Below are 18,397 nucleotides of genomic sequence, written 5' to 3'. Positions count from 1 at the left end.
ATATAGGTTGTTGGTGAGAATTATCAACAACCTATATTTAACTTTAACGATGAGAGCTTTGAAGTATATTATATTGATGCACAAAGAATTTATTTGTTTTAGGTAAAAAAAGTGATAAAATGTTAGTAAGTACTTACTAATATAAATCTACTATCAAGGCACTGTAAGGTAAAAAAATTTAAAGATTGGGGAGATAAGAATGAATAATAAATTAACTCATAGCTTTGCTTTATTTGCTTTAATCTCAGGTTTTTTTATGGCAATTTTAGATTCAAACATAGTTAATATTGTCTTACCTGAAATGACAATCAGTTTTAACACTTCGGTAGAACATATTTCTTGGGTTATAAATAGTTATAATTTAGCATTTGCTGTTTGTTTGTTACCTATGGCAAAATTAGCTGATCGATTTGGACGTAAAAAGTTTTATGTAATAGGTTTATTTGTATTTACAATTAGTTCTTTATTATGTGGACTATCTATTTCATTGGAAACAATAGTCCTATTTAGAGTAATTCAAGGAATTTCAGCAGCTATAATTGTTCCGGTGGCAATGCCTTTAGGTTTAGAATTAGTACCAAAAGAAAAGCAAGGGATTATAGGAGGAATAATGGGGGCCTTTGGAGGACTTGCTGCAGCTATTGGACCGGCTTTGGGGGGAATACTAAGTGATCAATTAAGCTGGAAGTGGATTTTTTTCATAAATATTCCTATAGGATTGATTGCCTGTGTATTAGTATTGATTTTATTTAAAGAATCTTATGATGAATTATCAGAGAAGAAAATAGATTGGTTAGGGGTATTGTTATCTTCTCTATTTTTATTTACTTTAGTTTTAGCTTTATTAAAAGTGAATGACGATAGTTGGAACAAAGAGTATATAATTTTATTATTTGTAATATCTATTATTAGTTTTATAAGTTTTATTAATATTGAAAAAAAATCAAAGTATCCAATATTACCACTTTGGCTATTTAATAATCGTCAATTTTCAGTCGGAAATCTATTGCTATTTATAGTAGGAATGGGTATGATGAATATCATTTTTTTATTATCATTTTTTTTAACACAGGTTCAAGGAATAAGTGAATTGAAAGCAGGTCTGATAATTAGTGTATTGGCCATATTTTCTATGATTGTGACAACTATAATGACACCTATAGCCACTAAAAAAGGTAGTAGATGGATAGGAATGGCAGGAATGTTGTTATTAGCTGTTACTACTTACTCTTTTACTACAATGTCTACAGATTTTACAAGTTTAGATTATATTTGGCGAGTAGCAGTAGGTGGGGTAGGAACAGGATGCACACTTGCTCCAATATCTACTACTGCAATTTTAAGTGTTCCTGTTAATAAGTCGGGTATGGCTTCTAGCATAACAAATATATCTCGTACTATTGGTAGTATATTAGGTGTAGCAGTTTTAGTAGCATTACTAAATAATCAATTGGAATCACAACTAAATCTGGTCAAAAAAGAAATGGTAAACAAAGTTGAACATACAAATATGCCAAAAGAAATAAAAGAGAAATTAATTATAAATGTTCAACAAATAGATAGAAAACATATGAAAGACACATCTTCTAAAGATTCTTTAGAGAAATTTATTTATCAAATAGAAGAAAGAAAAAAAGTTGCTATACATAATACTCCTGAAGAGCTTGCAGAAAAAGTAAATCAAGATTTTGAATTACAAGAAAAAACAATCTCGGATATATATCAGGATGCAAAGAAGCAATATAAAAAAGCGATTACTAATAGTTTTAATAATACGTATAGATATAGTTGTATTATTTTGATTTTAGGAATTATTTTTTCGGTATTTAATACAGCAAAAAGACAGGAATCTGTATATTATTTAAAATCATAAGCAGTTTGTGTAGTACAGATTTTATGAAATTTAATGTGAGGTAGGAGCAGATGCAAATAATCGCCGTAAATATATCAGAGGAGCTTTCTGTCAATGATTTTGAAGAACTTCTTAGCTATGTTCCATTAGAAAAACAAAAAAAAATAAAGAGTTTTTTGCATTTTAAAGATGCAAAACGAACATTAGTTGGAGAAATATTAGTTAGATCTATACTAGGTAAACAATTATCATTAAAGAACAAAGATATTAATATATATTACAATGCCTATGGCAAGCCTTATATAAAGATAGAGGGAAATTATTTCAATCTATCACATTCAGGAGATTGGGTGGTTTGTGCATTTGATTCATCACCAGTGGGAATTGATGTAGAAATTATTAAATTGATAGATTTAAGTCTAGTGCTATCTTTTTTTTCCACTGAAGAAGCGGAATATGTATTTTCCATTAAATCACAAAACGAACAAATTAATAGATTTTACGATTTATGGACTTTAAAAGAGAGTTATATTAAAGCGATTGGGAGAGGGTTATCGATACCTTTGGAGTCATTTTCAATTGATTTAAGAAATTATTTAGAAATAATTAAAATGAAAAGTGTATTGGATAATCGATATTATTATTTAAAAAAATTATTCATAGATGAAAATCATAAATTATCTATCTGTACTATGCATCCACAAATATCTAATGAAATTGTATTTAAAAAGATTAAAGAGATTATCTCTTTAATGAAAGAGAATGCTTAACTAAAATAACGGCTTATACTAAAACAAAATTGCTGTTGGGGGTTTGTGGGGACCTAGAAGAGTGATAAAGAAGTTTCTTTTAATACTCATAGATTAATAACAAAAGAAAATACAGTGTTTTTTTGCGGTTTTTAGTATTTGTTATAATGGAGAATTTATAGCACAAGAAATTATAAATAAAAATATAATTAAAAAATTACTAACGAGGATTATGAAGATAGGGGATTTTTGTTAATTGAAAACAATTAGTATTCCATAATTTTAATTATCGGGTGTGAAAAAAGGGGAAATATGTATGGTTTACTGCCTATCAATCGTACTTAATATTATGCAAGTTGAGTGCGGACAAAATATAAAGATTTAAGGATACATACAATTGTGTGCTTCATGATGTAATAAGTGAGGATATAAGATCATTGTAATAGTTAGGTGTCGTGCAAATATATATAACATAAACATCTTTTAATATTTGTAGAGGTATATTAAAAAGCTTCATTTTAATAAAATCAAAATGAAGATAAATTATCTAGAAATTAGGAGGAATTACGTGAATGAGGAATTAAATTATCTGGCTGAATCCTTTATAGATTGCCAAATAGCTACTGAGAAAATAATTGGGTCAGAATATAGTGATTTTATAGCCCTTGCTAACCTATCAAAAGAACTAGCATCTTTTAATAGATTTACAAATGTAGAAGTAATAGACCTTTGGCGGAAGTATCGGATTAATAAATATATACAAAGAAAATATAGATTAACCCCTCATTATTACAAAGGATTTAAAGAAATAGTAGGATTAGATAACATTTATTTGTGTAAAAAAGCTCAGGGATTTTTTTGTACTTTTCAATTTGGTGATTTTAATCTCATTGATTATCAATTATGTAAAATATTTAAAACAAATGTTTTTTTAACTCGAAGTAAATATTTGAATATTTCCGATTTAAAAAAGATTAAGGAAGATGAGATTTATCCTGGTTTGTTATTTTTAGATAACTTTTTGTGTAAGCGGATTAGTACAGAAGATAATAATACAACTTTTTTAAACCTAACATTTAAATCAGAAGCAATTAATTTATTATGTTCATTAAAAAAACCGTTATGTTTATTGATTGCTGATAAGAATAGAAATGGAGAATCACGTTTGGTAGCCTATAATTTATTTAAATCAATACATGTAGGTCAGAATAAAAAACAAAAATTATTTACATGTATATTAGAACCCTTTAATTTGAAAGTGAGATTATATCCTCATTTATGGGGATTATGGGATAAACTCTACACTTATGAAATAAGGAGTGAGGAAAATCTTAAATTTACAAAATTAGAAGTTGATTGGTTTGATAATGATAAAAGTTTAGGGCTAAATATAAAGACGGGAAATATATTGAATTTGGAAAAAGTACAAAATCTAACCTTAAAGTTCTAGAGCGAGTATAGTGAAATGGATACAACTTGATTGATAGATTTTAAAGAGAGTTAATAATCATGTAGAGAAAGCTCGCTGTTAAAGAGCAAATTATGATTTGTCTACTACAACGAGATAGTTAAAGTATTCTATGGATAAAATGAAAAAAAATTCTAATTTTTTAAAGTTTAATACATAAATTATTGTGGCATTTCCTTACAGTACCATCTTTTTTAGAAAAATGATGGTAAATTGAAGGTAGATAGTATCGATAAAATTAATTGCAATGAAGAGAGTATAAAAAACAATGTAAATGAAAAGATAGTGGTTAAAAAATAGAGAAAAAGACACCAAATTTTATGGTGTCTTTTTTTGTTTAAGGATATCAAAGAAATTGTTATATTATGAGTTTCTATTGTGAAGCCATAAAGAATAAGCGTATAATATTATAGGTCTCCCATTTGCGAGACAAACCGCGAATGATAAATAAGATTGTTGTTTTATCATCGCTTCTAAACATATAGACAATGAAAGTAACACTGGAATACAGATAGGGAGTTATAAAATGAAATTAATTATTGCCGAGAAACCAGATCAAGGGTTGGCTCTTGTTTCACAGTTTAAATATCGCCGGAAAGATGGATATTTAGAAGTAGAAGCGAATGAGTTATTTCCAAATGGAGCGTACTGTACATGGGCAATTGGTCATTTGACGCAGTTATGTAATCCAGAGCATTATCACGCAGAGTGGAAAAAATGGTCACTTGATACGTTACCGATGATTCCTGAACGATTTCAATTTGAAGTAACAAAGTCAAAGTATAAGCAATTTAACGTTGTGAAACAGCTGTTACATAATCCACAGGTAACAGAAATCATTCACGCAGGAGATGCTGGGCGTGAAGGGGAACTGATCGTACGAAATATTATTAATCTTTGTAACGTGCAAAAGCCGATGAAACGTCTATGGATTTCATCTTTAACGAAGCAAGCTATTTACCAAGGATTTAAAAATCTACTTGATGAATCAGATACAATTAATACGTATTACGAAGCATACACAAGATCTTGCGCTGACTGGGTTGTTGGTATGAATGCATCACGTGTCTTTAGTATTTTGTTAAAGAAAAAAGGAATGAATGATGTATTTTCTGCTGGTCGTGTCCAAACACCAACGTTAGCATTGATTGTAAAGCGAGAGAAAGAAATTGAAAACTTTAAGTCAGAGCCTTTCTGGGAAGTGTTTGCAACCTTTAATATAGAAGGAAAGAAATATGACGGGAAATGGGAAAAGGATAATGAATCCCGCTTAAAAGACCCTGATATGGCGAATAAAATTGCGGCATTTTGCCAAGGGAAACCGGCTGTTGTGAAGGAAATGAAAACGGAGCGTAAAGAGTTTCAGCCGCCGCTTTTATTTAACTTATCATCACTGCAAGCAACGGCAAATAAAGCCTTTAAGTTTTCACCGAAAAAGACGCTTGATATAACGCAAGCACTATATCAAAAAGGGATTGTTTCTTATCCACGTTCAGATTCTAACTATGTTACACAAGGAGAAGCAGCGACGTTCCCTGATATTTTACAGAAGTTAAGTCAGTTTGATGAATATAAAGGCTTATTACCGGCTCCGGTTGAATCCATTATGAATAACAAGCGTTATGTAAATGAAAAGAAAGTAACAGATCACTACGCAATTATTCCGACAGAGCAAGTTACAAACCCAAGCAGACTATCAGGTGATGAAAAGAAAATATACGATATGATCGTAAGAAGGCTTATTGCAGCTCATTATGAAGTTGCAATCTTTGACTATACAACAATCATTACGCTTGTAGATGAACGTGCTGAATTCATTTCAAAAGGAAAACAGCAAATTCAAGAAGGTTGGCGTAAAGTTATTTTCCAAGACGATAAAGATGACGAAACCATTCTTCCAATTGTAGCTGAAGGCGAAGAAGGAAAAGTTGTAAAGGTGAAAGTGAAAGAAGGAAAAACACAGCCACCGAAGCGCTATACAGAAGGACAACTTATTACGTTAATGAAAACAGCTGGTAAGTATTTAGAGAATGAAGAGCTGGAGAAAGTATTAAAGAAAACAGAAGGTTTAGGTACGGAAGCGACTCGCGCAGGTATTATTACGATGCTGAAAGACCGTAAGTATATAGATGTAAAGAAAAACCAAGTGTATGCAACTGATAAAGGAAAAGTATTAATTACCGCAATTGGTGACAAAATACTAGCTTCACCAGAAATGACTGCGAAATGGGAACAACGTCTTGCGGAAATTGGTGAAGGTACAGCTTCACCAGCTACATTTATGGAACAGACGAAAAAGCTTTCAGCTAAAATTATTGAAGATGCAGTGGAAATGTCAGAGAAATGGGACTTTACTGGATTGCATGTTGAATCGATTGAGCGAAAAGGATCGAAATTTACAACAGGTAAAAAGGTTGGTAGCTGTAAAAAATGTGATGGCGATGTAATTGATAAGTCAACGTTTTACGGCTGTTCTAATTACAACACGACACAATGTGACTTTACCATCTCGAAGAAAATATTAAGTAAAACAATTTCGCAAAAGAATATGACAAAGCTATTAAAAGGTGAAAAGACCGATTTAATTAAAGGCTTTAAAAAGGGCGAGAAAACATTTGATGCGAAGTTAGAGTGGAAAGATAATAAGATTAATTTTGTGTTTGAGAATTAAGTTGTTTTAACAAATAAAAATATGATAATTAAAAAATATCCTATAGAATAGACGCTTAAAAAAGTCTATTCTATAGGATATTTTTTTGAATAAGTAGTACTATATATTTTTGTTTGAAATGAAATATACAATAAAAAATCTTTATAATTGATAATTATTTATTGTAAAACAATAAATTGTGTATTAAAATCATTATCATAATAAATCAGTGAGATGCTTTTTATAGAAAGGTAACAAAGCTGTTTTTTATTAGAGGAGGTAAAATTATGAACAATCAAAATTTGATTATCGAAAATATGGATAACCCTCATGAGTTGGAGAAGATGTATAGAAAAGATCCGAAAGCTTTTAAAAAATCATTCTCACAAGCATGGGACCAAAAACCTGATTCTCAGGTTCTAGCTGCTTGGTATGAAAGGTTGCATTTCAAGGAGAAGGTAAATAAAGAAAAAACATCTTTGTTTCAAAATGGTTTCTTATTCATGGGCCTTTTAGCTATTTTGGCCGGCATAAGCACTAGAATCATTTTCCACTTTGTTGAGCAGGAAGCAATTGCTCCAATTAATTTGGCTTTTGGTGTAATTCCCTTTATTGCTGCTTATTTTGTTTACAATAATACTCCGAAAAAAAGTATTATTTATTCCCTTGCAGCGTTGTTCCTAATTTCCGGGTATTATCTTAATACGCTGCCAGTAAATTATAAAGACAGTACCATACTTGCTTATTTACATCTTCCTATATTTTTATGGGTCTTAGTAGGGCTTGCATTTACAGGAAATGAATATTCAAAAGGCAGTACAAGATTAGCCTATATTAAATTTAATTTAGAATATTGTCTTCTCTACGGGAGCATGGCAGTGAGCGGAATGATACTTGCGGTATTCACCATGCGTTTATTTAGCTTTGTTGACTTAGATATAGGAGAATTCTATTTTAGTAATGTTGTTTTATTTGGAGCAGCGGCTCTCGCTATTGTGACTGCATACTTAGTATCAATGAATCTTAAGCTTGCTAAAAATATTACACCATACATATCTAAAATTTTTAGTCCTCTCGTCCTGATTACCTTGCTTATCTATCTTATAACGGTAATTTGGGTCGGGAAAAATCCATTCTTGGATCGCAATTTCCTAATGGCCTTCAACGGAATACTGCTTGGCGTATTGGCTGTTACTATATTTTCTATCGTTGAGAGTGACTCGGACGAGAAAAAGAACATTTCAGATTATATAAATTTTTCCTTAATTGTTCTGGCGCTTATTATTGACACTGTCGCATTGTCAGCCATAGTATTCAGACTTTCTTCTTACGGGATTACACCTAATAGACTTGCTGTTTTAGGTGTAAACATACTGGTCTGGGCAAATTTAATTTGGATTATGTTTTCCTATATGCGTTTCTTGCAAAATAAATCAGGACCAAAAGCTATCCAAGATGCCGTTACGAAGTATTTGCCAATATACGGACTTTGGGCAGCTTTCGTTATATTTACGTTTCCTATCATTTTTAATTAGAAAGGATCTGTTAATGTAACGAAAAGTTAATTCTCTATAACATATAAAATTTTTAGAGCCGATCAATTTATAATTGGTATTATTACGTTTGTAGTTTCGGTAATTTCATTTGTATTGATAAATAAGAAGTAAGTGTTGTATGTAGTCTTTCCATAATAAAAAACGTCCCAAAATGGGACGTTTTTTATTATGCATATTGCCGTTTTTTCTTAATAAGCAACAAAACTTGTGACACACAAGCTAGTACCGGTAACTCAATCAATGGTCCAATAACGAGTGCAAGTGCGATAAGAGGTTCGTCTGGAAAAGCGGTCACAGCGATAGCGAGTGCAACAGGTGAGTTTCTTGCTAACGTTGTTAAGCTTAGACTTACTGTATCTTTGTAAGATAAATGCATCATGCGCCCGATAAATTGTCCTAGTAAAAAATTAATGATGAAGAACAATAGAACAGGAACGAGTAATAATAAAACGACATTCATATTTTGCAGTAAATATTTACCTTGTGATGCAAACATCGCTACTATTGCTAAACTTAAAAATATAATTTGAGCAGAGCTGAAAAACGGAATGAGTTTATTCTCGAGAGTTTCAGCTTTTTTCATTTTATTCATAATGAACTTTGTAGCGTGTGCAAGTATAAATGGTAAGACGATTACGATAACAATACTTTCTACTAAAACAGAAATCGCTACAGTTTTCATGACACCAGCAAATAAAAATAAATAAATGGGAAGGAGCAGTACTTGCAAAATTAAATTTACAGGTAAAATTGCAGTAGAAAGTGCTACATTACCTTTCGCTATTTCAGTAAAGATTAAGTACCAATCTGTACATGGAGTAACCATTAACATTATAAATCCAACCCAAAGTGCTGGATGATCGGAAAGAAATAGTGCTCCTAACCCCCAAGCGAGTAAAGGTGTCCATAAGAAGTTAATAGTAAGACTTGTTCCAGCAAATTTTAAATTGCGAAATCCGTTTTTTATTTCTTTTAATGGAATGCTGAGGAATAATCCATATAGCATGAAAAATAAGAAGGGGACAATAAATTTGTCTGAATACGTATGTATCATATTAAATTGTCCGAGTACGATGCCGCATGTAACAGCAAAAAGAATAATAAAAGTTTGAAGCTTTTCTATAGTGCTCATGAATAAATCCTTTCTATATATGAATTTTCCTCTCAAAGTTTATTATACAAGTAATAAAGATGTATTTGGTGTTCAATTGTATTTTAGTTAATATTTTTAATTTGAGATTTTATTTTTTTATTAAAAGTTACTTGACTAAAGTAAGTGGCTATATTACAATCACTTACATAAGGTAATTAAATAACAAAAAGTTGTGATAGCGTAACTTAAGGTATCTATTGGAACTTTTTCTTAGAATAAGAATTTTTATGATGATGAATAATGAATATGAAAAGAAAGATTAGGTGAAGAAAATGGGACTATTTAGCTCATTATTTGGTAAAAAAGAAGAAAATACGAATGTAGAGGGGAATAAAAAAATGTCAAAAGTATTATTTGTAAAAGCAAACGATCGTCCAGCGGAGCAAGCAGTTAGTTCAAAAATGTATGAAACATTTGTAAGTACTTATAAAGAAGCAAATCCAAATACAGAAATTACGGAATTAGATTTATTTGCATTAGATCTTCCTTATTACGGAAATATCGCGATTTCAGGTGGATATAAACGTAGCCAAGGCATGGAGTTAACTGCTGAAGAAGAGAAGGCAGTTGCTACAGTAGATCAATATTTAAATCAGTTTTTAGAAGCTGATAAGGTTGTATTTGCATTCCCATTATGGAACTTTACAGTACCAGCTCCATTAATCACATATATTTCATACTTATCTCAAGCTGGAAAAACGTTTAAATATACAGCAAATGGCCCAGAAGGTTTAGTTGGTGGTAAAAAAGTAGTTGTGTTAGGTGCTCGTGGTTCAGATTACTCTTCAGAGCAAATGGCTCCTATGGAAATGGCAGTTAATTACGTAACAACGGTACTTGGATTCTGGGGAATTACAAATCCAGAGACAGTTGTAATTGAAGGACACAATCAATATCCAGATCGTTCACAACAAATTGTTGAAGAAGGTCTAGAAAACGTTAAAAAAGTAGCAGCAAAATTTTAATTCATGATAGTAAATGGAAAAACCAACATGGATGACCATGTTGGTTTTTTAGTCTATTTTTCATGTTAAAAAATGTATATTTATAAAATAAAAGAAAAGTTCGAAAATAGTATTGCAAAATATTATATAGCAAACTATAATGAGTTCAAGAATAGTTGATACTTAAATTAAATATTCAGAAAATTCAATTAGTTAAAATTGGAAAATGAGATAAGGAAACTTGAATGGGGGTTATATTATGGCGAATAAAGTACCGTTTTCGTTCATAGTAGTTATTGGATTAATGTTATTTGCACTATTTTTTGGAGCGGGAAATTTAATTTTCCCAGCGATGCTTGGTCAATCAGCAGGAGAGAATGTATGGATTGCTAACGCTGGATTTTTAGTAACTGGTGTTGGATTACCATTACTAGGTGTGCTAGCATTTGGTTTTTCAGGTAAAGATGATTTGCAGTCGTTAGCTAGTCGTGCTCACCCAGTGTTTGGGATTGTGTTTACAACAGTTTTATACTTAGCGATTGGTCCGTTATTTGCAATACCGAGAACAGGAAATGTTTCTTATGAAATTGGTCTTAAACCGTTTATGCCAGAAGGAGTAGGTTCTACACCTTTAATTCTTTTCACAATTATATTCTTTAGTATCACTTGTTTTTTTTCGCTAAATCCCGCGAAAATTGTCGATATTGTTGGAAAAATCTTAACACCAATTAAGTTGACTTTCATCGGTATTTTAGTAATCGTTGCTTTTATACATCCGATTGGAGATATGCAAGCACCAGTGGAAGCTTATACATCACATGCATTCTTTAAAGGATTCCAAGAAGGATACTTAACGATGGATACGCTTGCATCATTCGTATTCGGGATTATCATTATCAATGCTATTAAAGAAAAAGGTGCGAAAACGAAAACACAAATTATGGTCGTTTGTGCAAAAGCGACAATTATTGCAGCATCTATTTTAGCAATTATCTATACAGCACTTTCTTATATGGGTGCTTCAAGTGTTGCAAAGCTTGGACATTTAGAGAACGGCGGAGAAGTATTAGCGAAAGTTTCTAACTACTATTTCGGATCATATGGCGGAGTATTATTAGGATTAATGATTACAGTAGCTTGTTTAACAACTAGTGTGGGACTTGTATCAGCATGTTCTTCATTCTTCCATAAGTTATTCCCAAATGTTCCTTACAAAGCAATTGCAATCACGCTATGTGTATTTAGTGCAATTGTTGCAAATGTAGGATTAACACAGTTAATCGCAGTTTCTGTTCCAGTATTAACAGCAATTTATCCACTAGCAATCGTATTGATTTTCTTAACATTCTTCCATTCATTATTCAAAGGAAGAGCTGAAGTTTATCAAGTGAGCTTAATCGTAACATTTATCATCAGCTTATTCGATGGATTAAGTGCAGCTGGAGTTAACATTGAAGTAGTAAGCCAAGTGTTCACTAAATTCCTTCCGATGCAGGAAGTAGGATTAGGCTGGATCTTCCCAGCGATTATCGGTGGATTTATCGGATATGGACTTAGTATTTTAAAAGTGAAAAACCAAGTTCAACCAGCAACTAGAGCGGATAAAAAAATAGGTTAAATAAAAAAAGTTATAGAACTTGTTTCTATAGCTTTTTTTGTTACTATTAATAATGAGAAAAAATAAAGTAGTAGGGGAAATAAAATGAAAAAAACAATTGATCATATCGGAATCGCAGTTCGTGATATAGATAGTACGATACGTTTTTATGAAAATGTGTTACTAGGAACTTTAATAGATCGTTACGTAAGTGAAGCTCCTGGTGTGGAAAGCGAAGTAGCCATTCTTGAAGTGGATGGAGATAGAATTGAATTACTTGCACCGACGAATAATACGACATCTCCAATTGCCCGTTTTATTAAACAAAAAGGTAAAGGTGTTCATCACGTTGCGTATCGTGTCGATGATTTAGATGTGGCTCTAGAAGAGTTAAAAGAACAAGGTATTCGGACATTAGAGCATACACTACGCATTAATAAGCACGGTAGAAGGTTAATTTATCTTAACCCAGCGGATACTGAAGGAACGATTATCGAGTATTGTGATTATCCGGAAGAGAAATAGAAGAGGGATATTTTTTTAAAGGTGTTACGTAATAACGTAATACCTTTTTATTTATGTATTTCACATTTTCTTCACAAATGATTCACGATAACTTTTCTTCTTTGATAACTTACATAAATATATTTTATGATATAATAACAATCGACTTTAAAAATGTAAGTTGTATCTATCATGATAGTTACTATTATATTAGAAGTTTAGAGGTGGAAGAGAAATAAAGAGTTATACTTTCTAGAAGTTTATATTTAATCAGGTTAATATTTCGCCGGAGAATCAAACTTCGGAAGTTAAAGGAATGAAAATAGAGCGATGAGGAAGAAAGAAGTGAAATGAGTATGAAAGTAATGAGAAGATTAGGGACATGGTTATTACTTGCATGTGTGCTTATCATATTGATACCGAAAAGTGCATCTGCTCATGCGTACGTTGTGAAATCAAACCCTACTGAAAATGAAACATTGAAGAAAGCACCATCTGTTGTAAAAATCGAATTCGATGAGGACATACAAGTTTCAAGTTTTAATACATTGTACGTGAGAGATACATCAGGTAAAAGAGTCGATTTAAAAGATGCTCATATTGATAAAAAAAATAAAAAGCTATTAGAAGCTGGATTAAAAGAAAACCTCAAAAATGGTCTTTACTCCATTCAGTGGAAAGTGATTTCAGCTGATGGACATCCAATTCAAGGAGTTATCCCGTTTCGGATTGGATTAGCGGAAGCGGAAACAGACGATATACAAGTGGAAGAGATGGGGTATGTCCCGCAAATCGATATGATTATGGAACGTGGGATTCTATATACGAGTTTCTCGCTATTTTTAGGAGTTCTCTTCTTTAATCTTATTATGTATAAAGGGAATGCAACCTCGGTTCGATCAAGGAGTAAGAACATAATATGGATCTCCTTATTTGGGATATTTATTAGCTTGTTATTCAACCTACCATTGCAAGCGAAAATAAATGCCGATGTTTCGTGGCTAGAAGCATTCAACCCTTTACTATTAAAAGAAACATTACAGCTTTCTGTTTTTGGTTATATATGGATCACTCAAATGATTCTCATTAGTACGCTTATAATTGTTACGTATTTTGCGGTGAAGCATGAGAAGTTTTCGTCGTTTAAAGTATGGAGTATTCCAATAGTGCTGTTTATTGGAATACTTGTTATGAAAGCATTTAATAGTCACGCATATGGTTTAAAGTTTAAAGATATTGCTGTTGTTATGGATTTTTTACATTTATTCGCAGCTTCATTATGGATTGGTGGTTTATCGTCTATTATTCTTCTGTTACGTAAAGAGGATAACAAATGGAATATGTATTGGGATATGATTAAGCGTTTTTCACCGTGGGCAACATGCGCTGTCATTGTGATTTTAATAACAGGTCTTTTTAACAGTACATTTTTTATTCCAACAATCCACTCGTTATTTGATACGAAGTATGGATTAGCTTTACTAGCAAAGATACTTTTATTCGTTTTCATGGGGATATTGGGAATTATTCATTATGTGAAAGGGAAAATGAGAGCGGAGCAAGGATTAGGTGCTACGGTGAAAGTAGAGTTTATCATTGGAATTATCATTTTCGTCATCGTAGCTTTTATGACAAACGTACAAACACCACCGATGCCTCCTACTGGACCTTTTACAGAGAGTAAACAATTAGATAATGGATATGAAATGACGCTAAATGTAAGTCCTAATAGAGTAGGACAAAATATATTCCATATTACTTTAAAGGATGAGAACGGACAACCCGTTACTGATATGGAACAAATTATATTAACGACTCAATCGTTAGATATGAATATGGGAAAAGGATCATTTAAAGTTTCGGCAGTTTCACCGGGAGAATATGAAGCAGAAGGTATGTATATTAACATGACAGGAAACTGGAATATACAAGTACATGGATTAACGAAATCGCTTGATAGCTTCGATACGGATTATAAATTTATTGTAGGTGGCAGATAAAGTAAAACTTTAAGCAGCCCTCATCAATTGGGCTACCCGGCGAATAGCGGGATAAAGAGTAGGTATAGATAAAAAGGAGCTAATTGAAAATGGAACGTATAAAAAAATTAGGAACAACAATGATCGCAACAGCAATTACAATGGGAATGTTTTCGTTACCTGTTAGTGCGCACGTTACTGTGAAGCCAGCAACTTCTGACATCGGTTCTTGGGAGACTTACACGATAAAAGTACCAGTTGAAAAGAATATAGCAACAACAAAAGTTACACTGAAAATACCGTCTGGTGTGGAATTCCAACAGTATGAACCAGTGCCAGGGTGGAAAGTGGAAGAGCAGAAAGATAATGCCGGAAAAGTGAAAACTGTAGTATGGGAAGCAATAGGAGAAGGGATTTTACCCGGTCAGTTCCAGCGATTTACTTTCGTCGCTAAAAATCCGGATAAAGAACAAAAAATAGCTTGGGATGCATATCAACAATATAAAGACGGAGAAATTGTTGAATGGACAGGCGATGAGAAAGCTGAAAAACCGCATTCACTTACTACAATTGCAAAAGGTACGTCATTAACAGGAGAACATGGTGAAGTATCTAATGTAGAAAAGAATGAAGGTACTAGTAATATGCAGTTGATAGCAATTGTTTTATCTATTTTGGCAATTGTATCTTCGGTAGGTGCGTGTGTTTTTGTAGTGCGTCGTAAAAAATAAGATATAAAAAAGAGCCTACAAATAGTAGGCTCTTTCTCATATTTATTTCACTTCAACCTGCTGCCTTACAGCAAGTGTTTTCGGCTTTATATTTACAAAACAAATGCTCACAACAATAAATAATAGGCCAATAAATAAGCTCATTGTAATGGCTTCATGTAAGAAGATTGAACTTACAATAATAGCGATAAGGGGAATAAGGAATGTATAAGCCCCTACTTTACTCGCTTCACCAGCTCCAACGAGTGTGAAGTATGCAAGCCACCCCATTGCAATAACAAAGAATGAAATAAAGAGTAGTACACTAACAAATGGCATACTCCAAGCAATACTAGACCAACTTTCAAATTCTGAGCCAAATCCGATTAAACAAAGACCACCGATAAGAAGCTGAATTGTTACCATCCAAATGGCATTCACACGGTGACCAGTCTTCTTAATGAATACTGTGCCAAGTGCCCAGCCAATCGCACATCCTAACGCGAGAAGGATTCCAATAACAGAAATATGTCCTGTTAAACTGCTTGAGCTAATAACACCTACACCAATAAATCCGAGAACAAGCCCGAAAATTTTCAAGCCGTACATTGATTCTTCAAGCCATATCCACGAGAAAATACCGAGTAAAACTGGTTGTAGAAATACAATGGCGGAAAATAACCCAGCAGGCATATATTGAAGACCAACAGTTTGTAACCCGTAAAATATAATGATGTTAAGTAAAGAAGAAATAACGTATAAATGCCACGTTTCTTTTAAATGTAATTCTTTATATTTGGGTAGAGCGAAAAGGAGTAAAATGAATCCTCCAATTAAAGTTCGAACGCCTGCAAATAAAACGGGTGGTGTATAATGCAGGGCAAACTTAGATAAAGGCCAATTGATTCCCCACATGAAAACGAGAAAGGTAAGGATTATGGCCGTCTTAGTTCGAGAAAGCTGTGTCACGGTAAGACCTCCTTGTTGTTATTCATTTCACTATGATATGATATCGAATGTAATAAATAAAATGAATCTTTTTTATAAGGAGTATAAGTGATTAGTTATGACTATTACACAACTGCAAGTATTAATAAAAACTATTGAGTTAGGTAGTTTTACGAAGGCTGCCAGGGTGTTAAATATGACGCAGCCAGCTGTAAGTCATGCCATTTCAAGTATTGAGTCAGAGTTAGGAGTTACGATTCTTATACGTGATAAACGACAAGGATTACTCGTTACGGATGTAGGAAACAGAATTCTTGTACATATTAGAGAGATTTTGAACGGTGTAGAGAAGATTGAACAAGAAGTTGCGATGGAGAAAGGACACGAAGTGGGGACGATTCGAATTGGGAGTTTTCCGAGTGCTTCTGCACATTTCTTACCGAAAATGATAAACCATTTTAAGGAGAAGTATCCGAGCTTAGAGGTCGTTCTTTGTGAAGGAACAATTAAAGAAGTTGAAGATTGGTTAATATCGAGGGTTGTTGATATAGGAATTGTTATTTTGCCTAATAAAGAGATGGAGATTGTCCCGTTAACGAAGGGAAAAATGGTTGCTATCTTAAGAGAGGATCATCCTCTTTGTAAGAAGGACTCTATTACAATTCGTGATTTGGAGAATGAACCGATCATATTATGTAAGGGCGGATACGAACCACCCATCATTGATATGTTTAAACAAGCCAACGTACCACTTCGGGCTGAGTATGTAATTTCTACCGTTACTACAGCTTTAAATATGATTCAAGAAGGATTAGGCATTGCAATATTAGCTGAATTATCTTTAACGAATTTACCACAGAATGTGCAAACGAGAGAATTGGAACCGCAAGTATGGAGAGAAATTGCTTTAGCTGTTCCTTCATTAAAGGATTCTTCAATCGCTGTACAGCTATTTATTGAAGAATTTCAAGCGCTATTTGCAGAATAAAAAGGGGTGTCTCATATATCATAATGGGGCACTTTTTAATTTGCTTATAAAAAATCTATGAAAAGGATTGACTTATTTTTTATTTGTAACTATAATGATTACATCTAGGTGGTGATTACGATGAAAATTAGTAGCCGCTTTTCCATAGCTGTTCATATTTTATCTATTTTGAAAAACAATCCATCTTCACTTTGTACTTCAGACTATATGGCTGAGAGTGTCAATACAAATCCAGTAGTCATTCGTAAAATCATGTCGTACTTGAAACAAGCTGGCTTTGTTTACGTAAATCGTGGACCGGGTGGCGCGGGATTACTAAAGGATTTACATGAAATCACATTGTTAGATGTGTATCATGCAGTGAACGTAGTCGAAGAAGACAAGCTATTTCATATTCACGAGCAACCGAATCCAGATTGTCCAATTGGGGCGAATATTCAAGCGGTGTTAGAAATTATTTTAATTCAAGCGCAATCCGCGATGGAAGAAGTTTTGAGAAATATTACGATGGGGCAGTTGTTTGAAACTTTGCAAGAAAAAATGAATGTTTAAATAATATTTATATTTTTTTTATCATCAATGTAACTGGTTTGATTACAACGATAAGGTAAGGTGTAAAAGTTATGACTGTAAAAATGAAAGTATACTCAGATTTTATATGTCCGTTTTGTTTTTTAGCAAAAGGTCCATTAGATGAGATAGCGAAAGAGAAAGATGTAGAGATTGAATGGATGCCATTTGAATTACGTCCAAGTCCATATTCAAAAATAGATCCATGGAATGAACCAGAAAAATTAGGTTCATGGGATGCTTTCATTCTTCCGACAGCGAAGAAGTTAGGAATTGATATGCGCTTGCCACGTGTTTCACCACATCCATATACACATTTAGCTTTCGAAGGATGTCAATTTGCGAAAGAACGTGGACTAGGTAATGAGTATCATCACCGCGTATTCACAGCATTTTTCCAAGAAGAGCAAAACATTGAAGATATTGATGTGTTAACAAAATTAGCGGTAGAAGTAGGACTTCCTGAGGCGGAATTTAAAGATGCTTTAGTAACTCGTAAATATAAAGAAAAGCATCAAGAAGCAATTCAACACGCATATGATGAAGCGAATATTATGGCTGTTCCAACTGTCATGATTGGAGATGAAGTCATTCAAGGGCTTGCTAGTAAAGAAACACTAGAAAGGGTCATTGATAAAGAAATTGAAAAGGATAAAACAAATTCATTTGAAGGTATGCAATGTAATACCGATGGATATTGCTAATTCGCTTGTTATGAAATAACAAAAT

General features: G+C 32.8%; 15 protein-coding genes. 13 read left to right on the top strand and 2 right to left on the bottom strand.

The window, feature by feature from the left end:
- Positions 1-199: 199 nt before the first annotated feature.
- The 5 genes from HMAS_RS14900 to HMAS_RS14875 all read left to right on the top strand — a co-directional run bounded on the left by HMAS_RS14900 (position 200) and on the right by HMAS_RS14875 (position 8,254).
- Positions 200-1,873 (top strand): MFS transporter, encoded by a 1,674-nt coding sequence (locus tag HMAS_RS14900; RefSeq protein ID WP_016122316.1) that lies wholly within the window; start codon positions 200-202, stop codon positions 1,871-1,873.
- 50 nt (positions 1,874-1,923) lie between these two features.
- Positions 1,924-2,622, top strand: coding sequence for a 4'-phosphopantetheinyl transferase family protein (locus HMAS_RS14895; RefSeq protein ID WP_016122317.1), 699 nt, complete (start codon positions 1,924-1,926; stop codon positions 2,620-2,622).
- Between the two features lie 547 nt (positions 2,623-3,169).
- Positions 3,170-4,051 (top strand): hypothetical protein, encoded by an 882-nt coding sequence (locus HMAS_RS14890; RefSeq protein WP_116344900.1) that lies wholly within the window; start codon positions 3,170-3,172, stop codon positions 4,049-4,051.
- A gap of 544 nt (positions 4,052-4,595) precedes the next feature.
- The gene (gene topB, locus HMAS_RS14880; protein ID WP_000766734.1) at positions 4,596-6,740 is read left to right on the top strand and encodes a DNA topoisomerase III; all 2,145 of its coding nucleotides are present in this window, start codon (positions 4,596-4,598) and stop codon (positions 6,738-6,740) included.
- 266 nt (positions 6,741-7,006) lie between these two features.
- Entirely contained in the window at positions 7,007-8,254 is a 1,248-nt protein-coding gene (locus HMAS_RS14875) for a DUF4153 domain-containing protein (protein ID WP_001064721.1), read from the top strand.
- A gap of 187 nt (positions 8,255-8,441) precedes the next feature.
- On the opposite strand, the gene HMAS_RS14870 is transcribed toward HMAS_RS14875, so the two are convergent.
- Positions 8,442-9,407, bottom strand: coding sequence for an arsenic resistance protein (locus HMAS_RS14870; RefSeq protein WP_000103825.1), 966 nt, complete (start codon positions 9,405-9,407; stop codon positions 8,442-8,444).
- A 293-nt stretch (positions 9,408-9,700) separates the two neighbouring features.
- Between HMAS_RS14870 and HMAS_RS14865 the strand changes: the two genes are divergently transcribed.
- The 5 genes from HMAS_RS14865 (at position 9,701) to HMAS_RS14845 (ending at position 15,183) form a co-directional block, all read left to right on the top strand.
- On the top strand, positions 9,701-10,393 hold the full coding sequence (locus HMAS_RS14865; protein ID WP_000522528.1) for an FMN-dependent NADH-azoreductase: 693 nt from the start codon (positions 9,701-9,703) through the stop codon (positions 10,391-10,393).
- A gap of 238 nt (positions 10,394-10,631) precedes the next feature.
- Complete coding sequence (gene brnQ, locus HMAS_RS14860; RefSeq protein ID WP_001284786.1) at positions 10,632-11,990, top strand: branched-chain amino acid transport system II carrier protein; 1,359 nt, start codon at positions 10,632-10,634, stop codon at positions 11,988-11,990.
- Between the two features lie 84 nt (positions 11,991-12,074).
- Complete coding sequence (locus HMAS_RS14855; RefSeq protein ID WP_000750850.1) at positions 12,075-12,494, top strand: VOC family protein; 420 nt, start codon at positions 12,075-12,077, stop codon at positions 12,492-12,494.
- A gap of 329 nt (positions 12,495-12,823) precedes the next feature.
- A complete protein-coding gene (locus HMAS_RS14850) occupies positions 12,824-14,473 on the top strand; it encodes a copper resistance CopC/CopD family protein (protein ID WP_000062150.1) in 1,650 nt (549 codons plus the stop codon).
- An 89-nt stretch (positions 14,474-14,562) separates the two neighbouring features.
- Entirely contained in the window at positions 14,563-15,183 is a 621-nt protein-coding gene (locus HMAS_RS14845) for a YcnI family protein (RefSeq protein ID WP_116344899.1), read from the top strand.
- A 42-nt stretch (positions 15,184-15,225) separates the two neighbouring features.
- On the opposite strand, the gene HMAS_RS14840 is transcribed toward HMAS_RS14845, so the two are convergent.
- Positions 15,226-16,131, bottom strand: a complete 906-nt coding sequence (locus HMAS_RS14840) for a DMT family transporter (RefSeq protein WP_000192812.1) — start codon at positions 16,129-16,131, stop codon at positions 15,226-15,228.
- A gap of 97 nt (positions 16,132-16,228) precedes the next feature.
- Here HMAS_RS14840 and HMAS_RS14835 point away from each other — a divergent pair, with 97 nt between their 5' ends.
- The 3 genes from HMAS_RS14835 to HMAS_RS14825 all read left to right on the top strand — a co-directional run bounded on the left by HMAS_RS14835 (position 16,229) and on the right by HMAS_RS14825 (position 18,372).
- Positions 16,229-17,098 carry a LysR family transcriptional regulator gene (locus HMAS_RS14835; RefSeq protein ID WP_000156743.1) on the top strand — a complete coding sequence of 290 codons (870 nt, stop codon included), beginning with the start codon at positions 16,229-16,231 and terminating at the stop codon, positions 17,096-17,098.
- Between the two features lie 120 nt (positions 17,099-17,218).
- Positions 17,219-17,650, top strand: a complete 432-nt coding sequence (locus HMAS_RS14830) for an Rrf2 family transcriptional regulator (RefSeq protein ID WP_033695258.1) — start codon at positions 17,219-17,221, stop codon at positions 17,648-17,650.
- A gap of 71 nt (positions 17,651-17,721) precedes the next feature.
- Positions 17,722-18,372: a DsbA family oxidoreductase gene (locus tag HMAS_RS14825; RefSeq protein WP_025710357.1), complete on the top strand. Its 651-nt coding sequence runs from the start codon at positions 17,722-17,724 to the stop codon at positions 18,370-18,372.
- Positions 18,373-18,397: the final 25 nt, after the last annotated feature.

It is taken from the genome of Bacillus sp. HMA207 (genome assembly GCF_003402455.1).
GTDB classification, from domain to species: domain Bacteria; phylum Bacillota; class Bacilli; order Bacillales; family Bacillaceae_G; genus Bacillus_A; species Bacillus_A cereus.
This window is presented reverse-complemented; position numbering and strand designations above follow the sequence as displayed.

Coding starts and splice junctions, on each gene's coding strand:
- HMAS_RS14900 (WP_016122316.1), top strand. CDS start 200: ATGAATAATAAATTAACTCATAGCTTTGCTTTATTTGCTTTAATCTCA.
- HMAS_RS14895 (WP_016122317.1), top strand. CDS start 1,924: ATGCAAATAATCGCCGTAAATATATCAGAGGAGCTTTCTGTCAATGAT.
- topB (WP_000766734.1), top strand. CDS start 4,596: ATGAAATTAATTATTGCCGAGAAACCAGATCAAGGGTTGGCTCTTGTT.
- HMAS_RS14875 (WP_001064721.1), top strand. CDS start 7,007: ATGAACAATCAAAATTTGATTATCGAAAATATGGATAACCCTCATGAG.
- HMAS_RS14870 (WP_000103825.1), bottom strand. CDS start 9,407: ATGAGCACTATAGAAAAGCTTCAAACTTTTATTATTCTTTTTGCTGTT.
- HMAS_RS14865 (WP_000522528.1), top strand. CDS start 9,701: ATGGGACTATTTAGCTCATTATTTGGTAAAAAAGAAGAAAATACGAAT.
- brnQ (WP_001284786.1), top strand. CDS start 10,632: ATGGCGAATAAAGTACCGTTTTCGTTCATAGTAGTTATTGGATTAATG.
- HMAS_RS14855 (WP_000750850.1), top strand. CDS start 12,075: ATGAAAAAAACAATTGATCATATCGGAATCGCAGTTCGTGATATAGAT.
- HMAS_RS14850 (WP_000062150.1), top strand. CDS start 12,824: ATGAGTATGAAAGTAATGAGAAGATTAGGGACATGGTTATTACTTGCA.
- HMAS_RS14845 (WP_116344899.1), top strand. CDS start 14,563: ATGGAACGTATAAAAAAATTAGGAACAACAATGATCGCAACAGCAATT.
- HMAS_RS14835 (WP_000156743.1), top strand. CDS start 16,229: ATGACTATTACACAACTGCAAGTATTAATAAAAACTATTGAGTTAGGT.
- HMAS_RS14830 (WP_033695258.1), top strand. CDS start 17,219: ATGAAAATTAGTAGCCGCTTTTCCATAGCTGTTCATATTTTATCTATT.
- HMAS_RS14825 (WP_025710357.1), top strand. CDS start 17,722: ATGACTGTAAAAATGAAAGTATACTCAGATTTTATATGTCCGTTTTGT.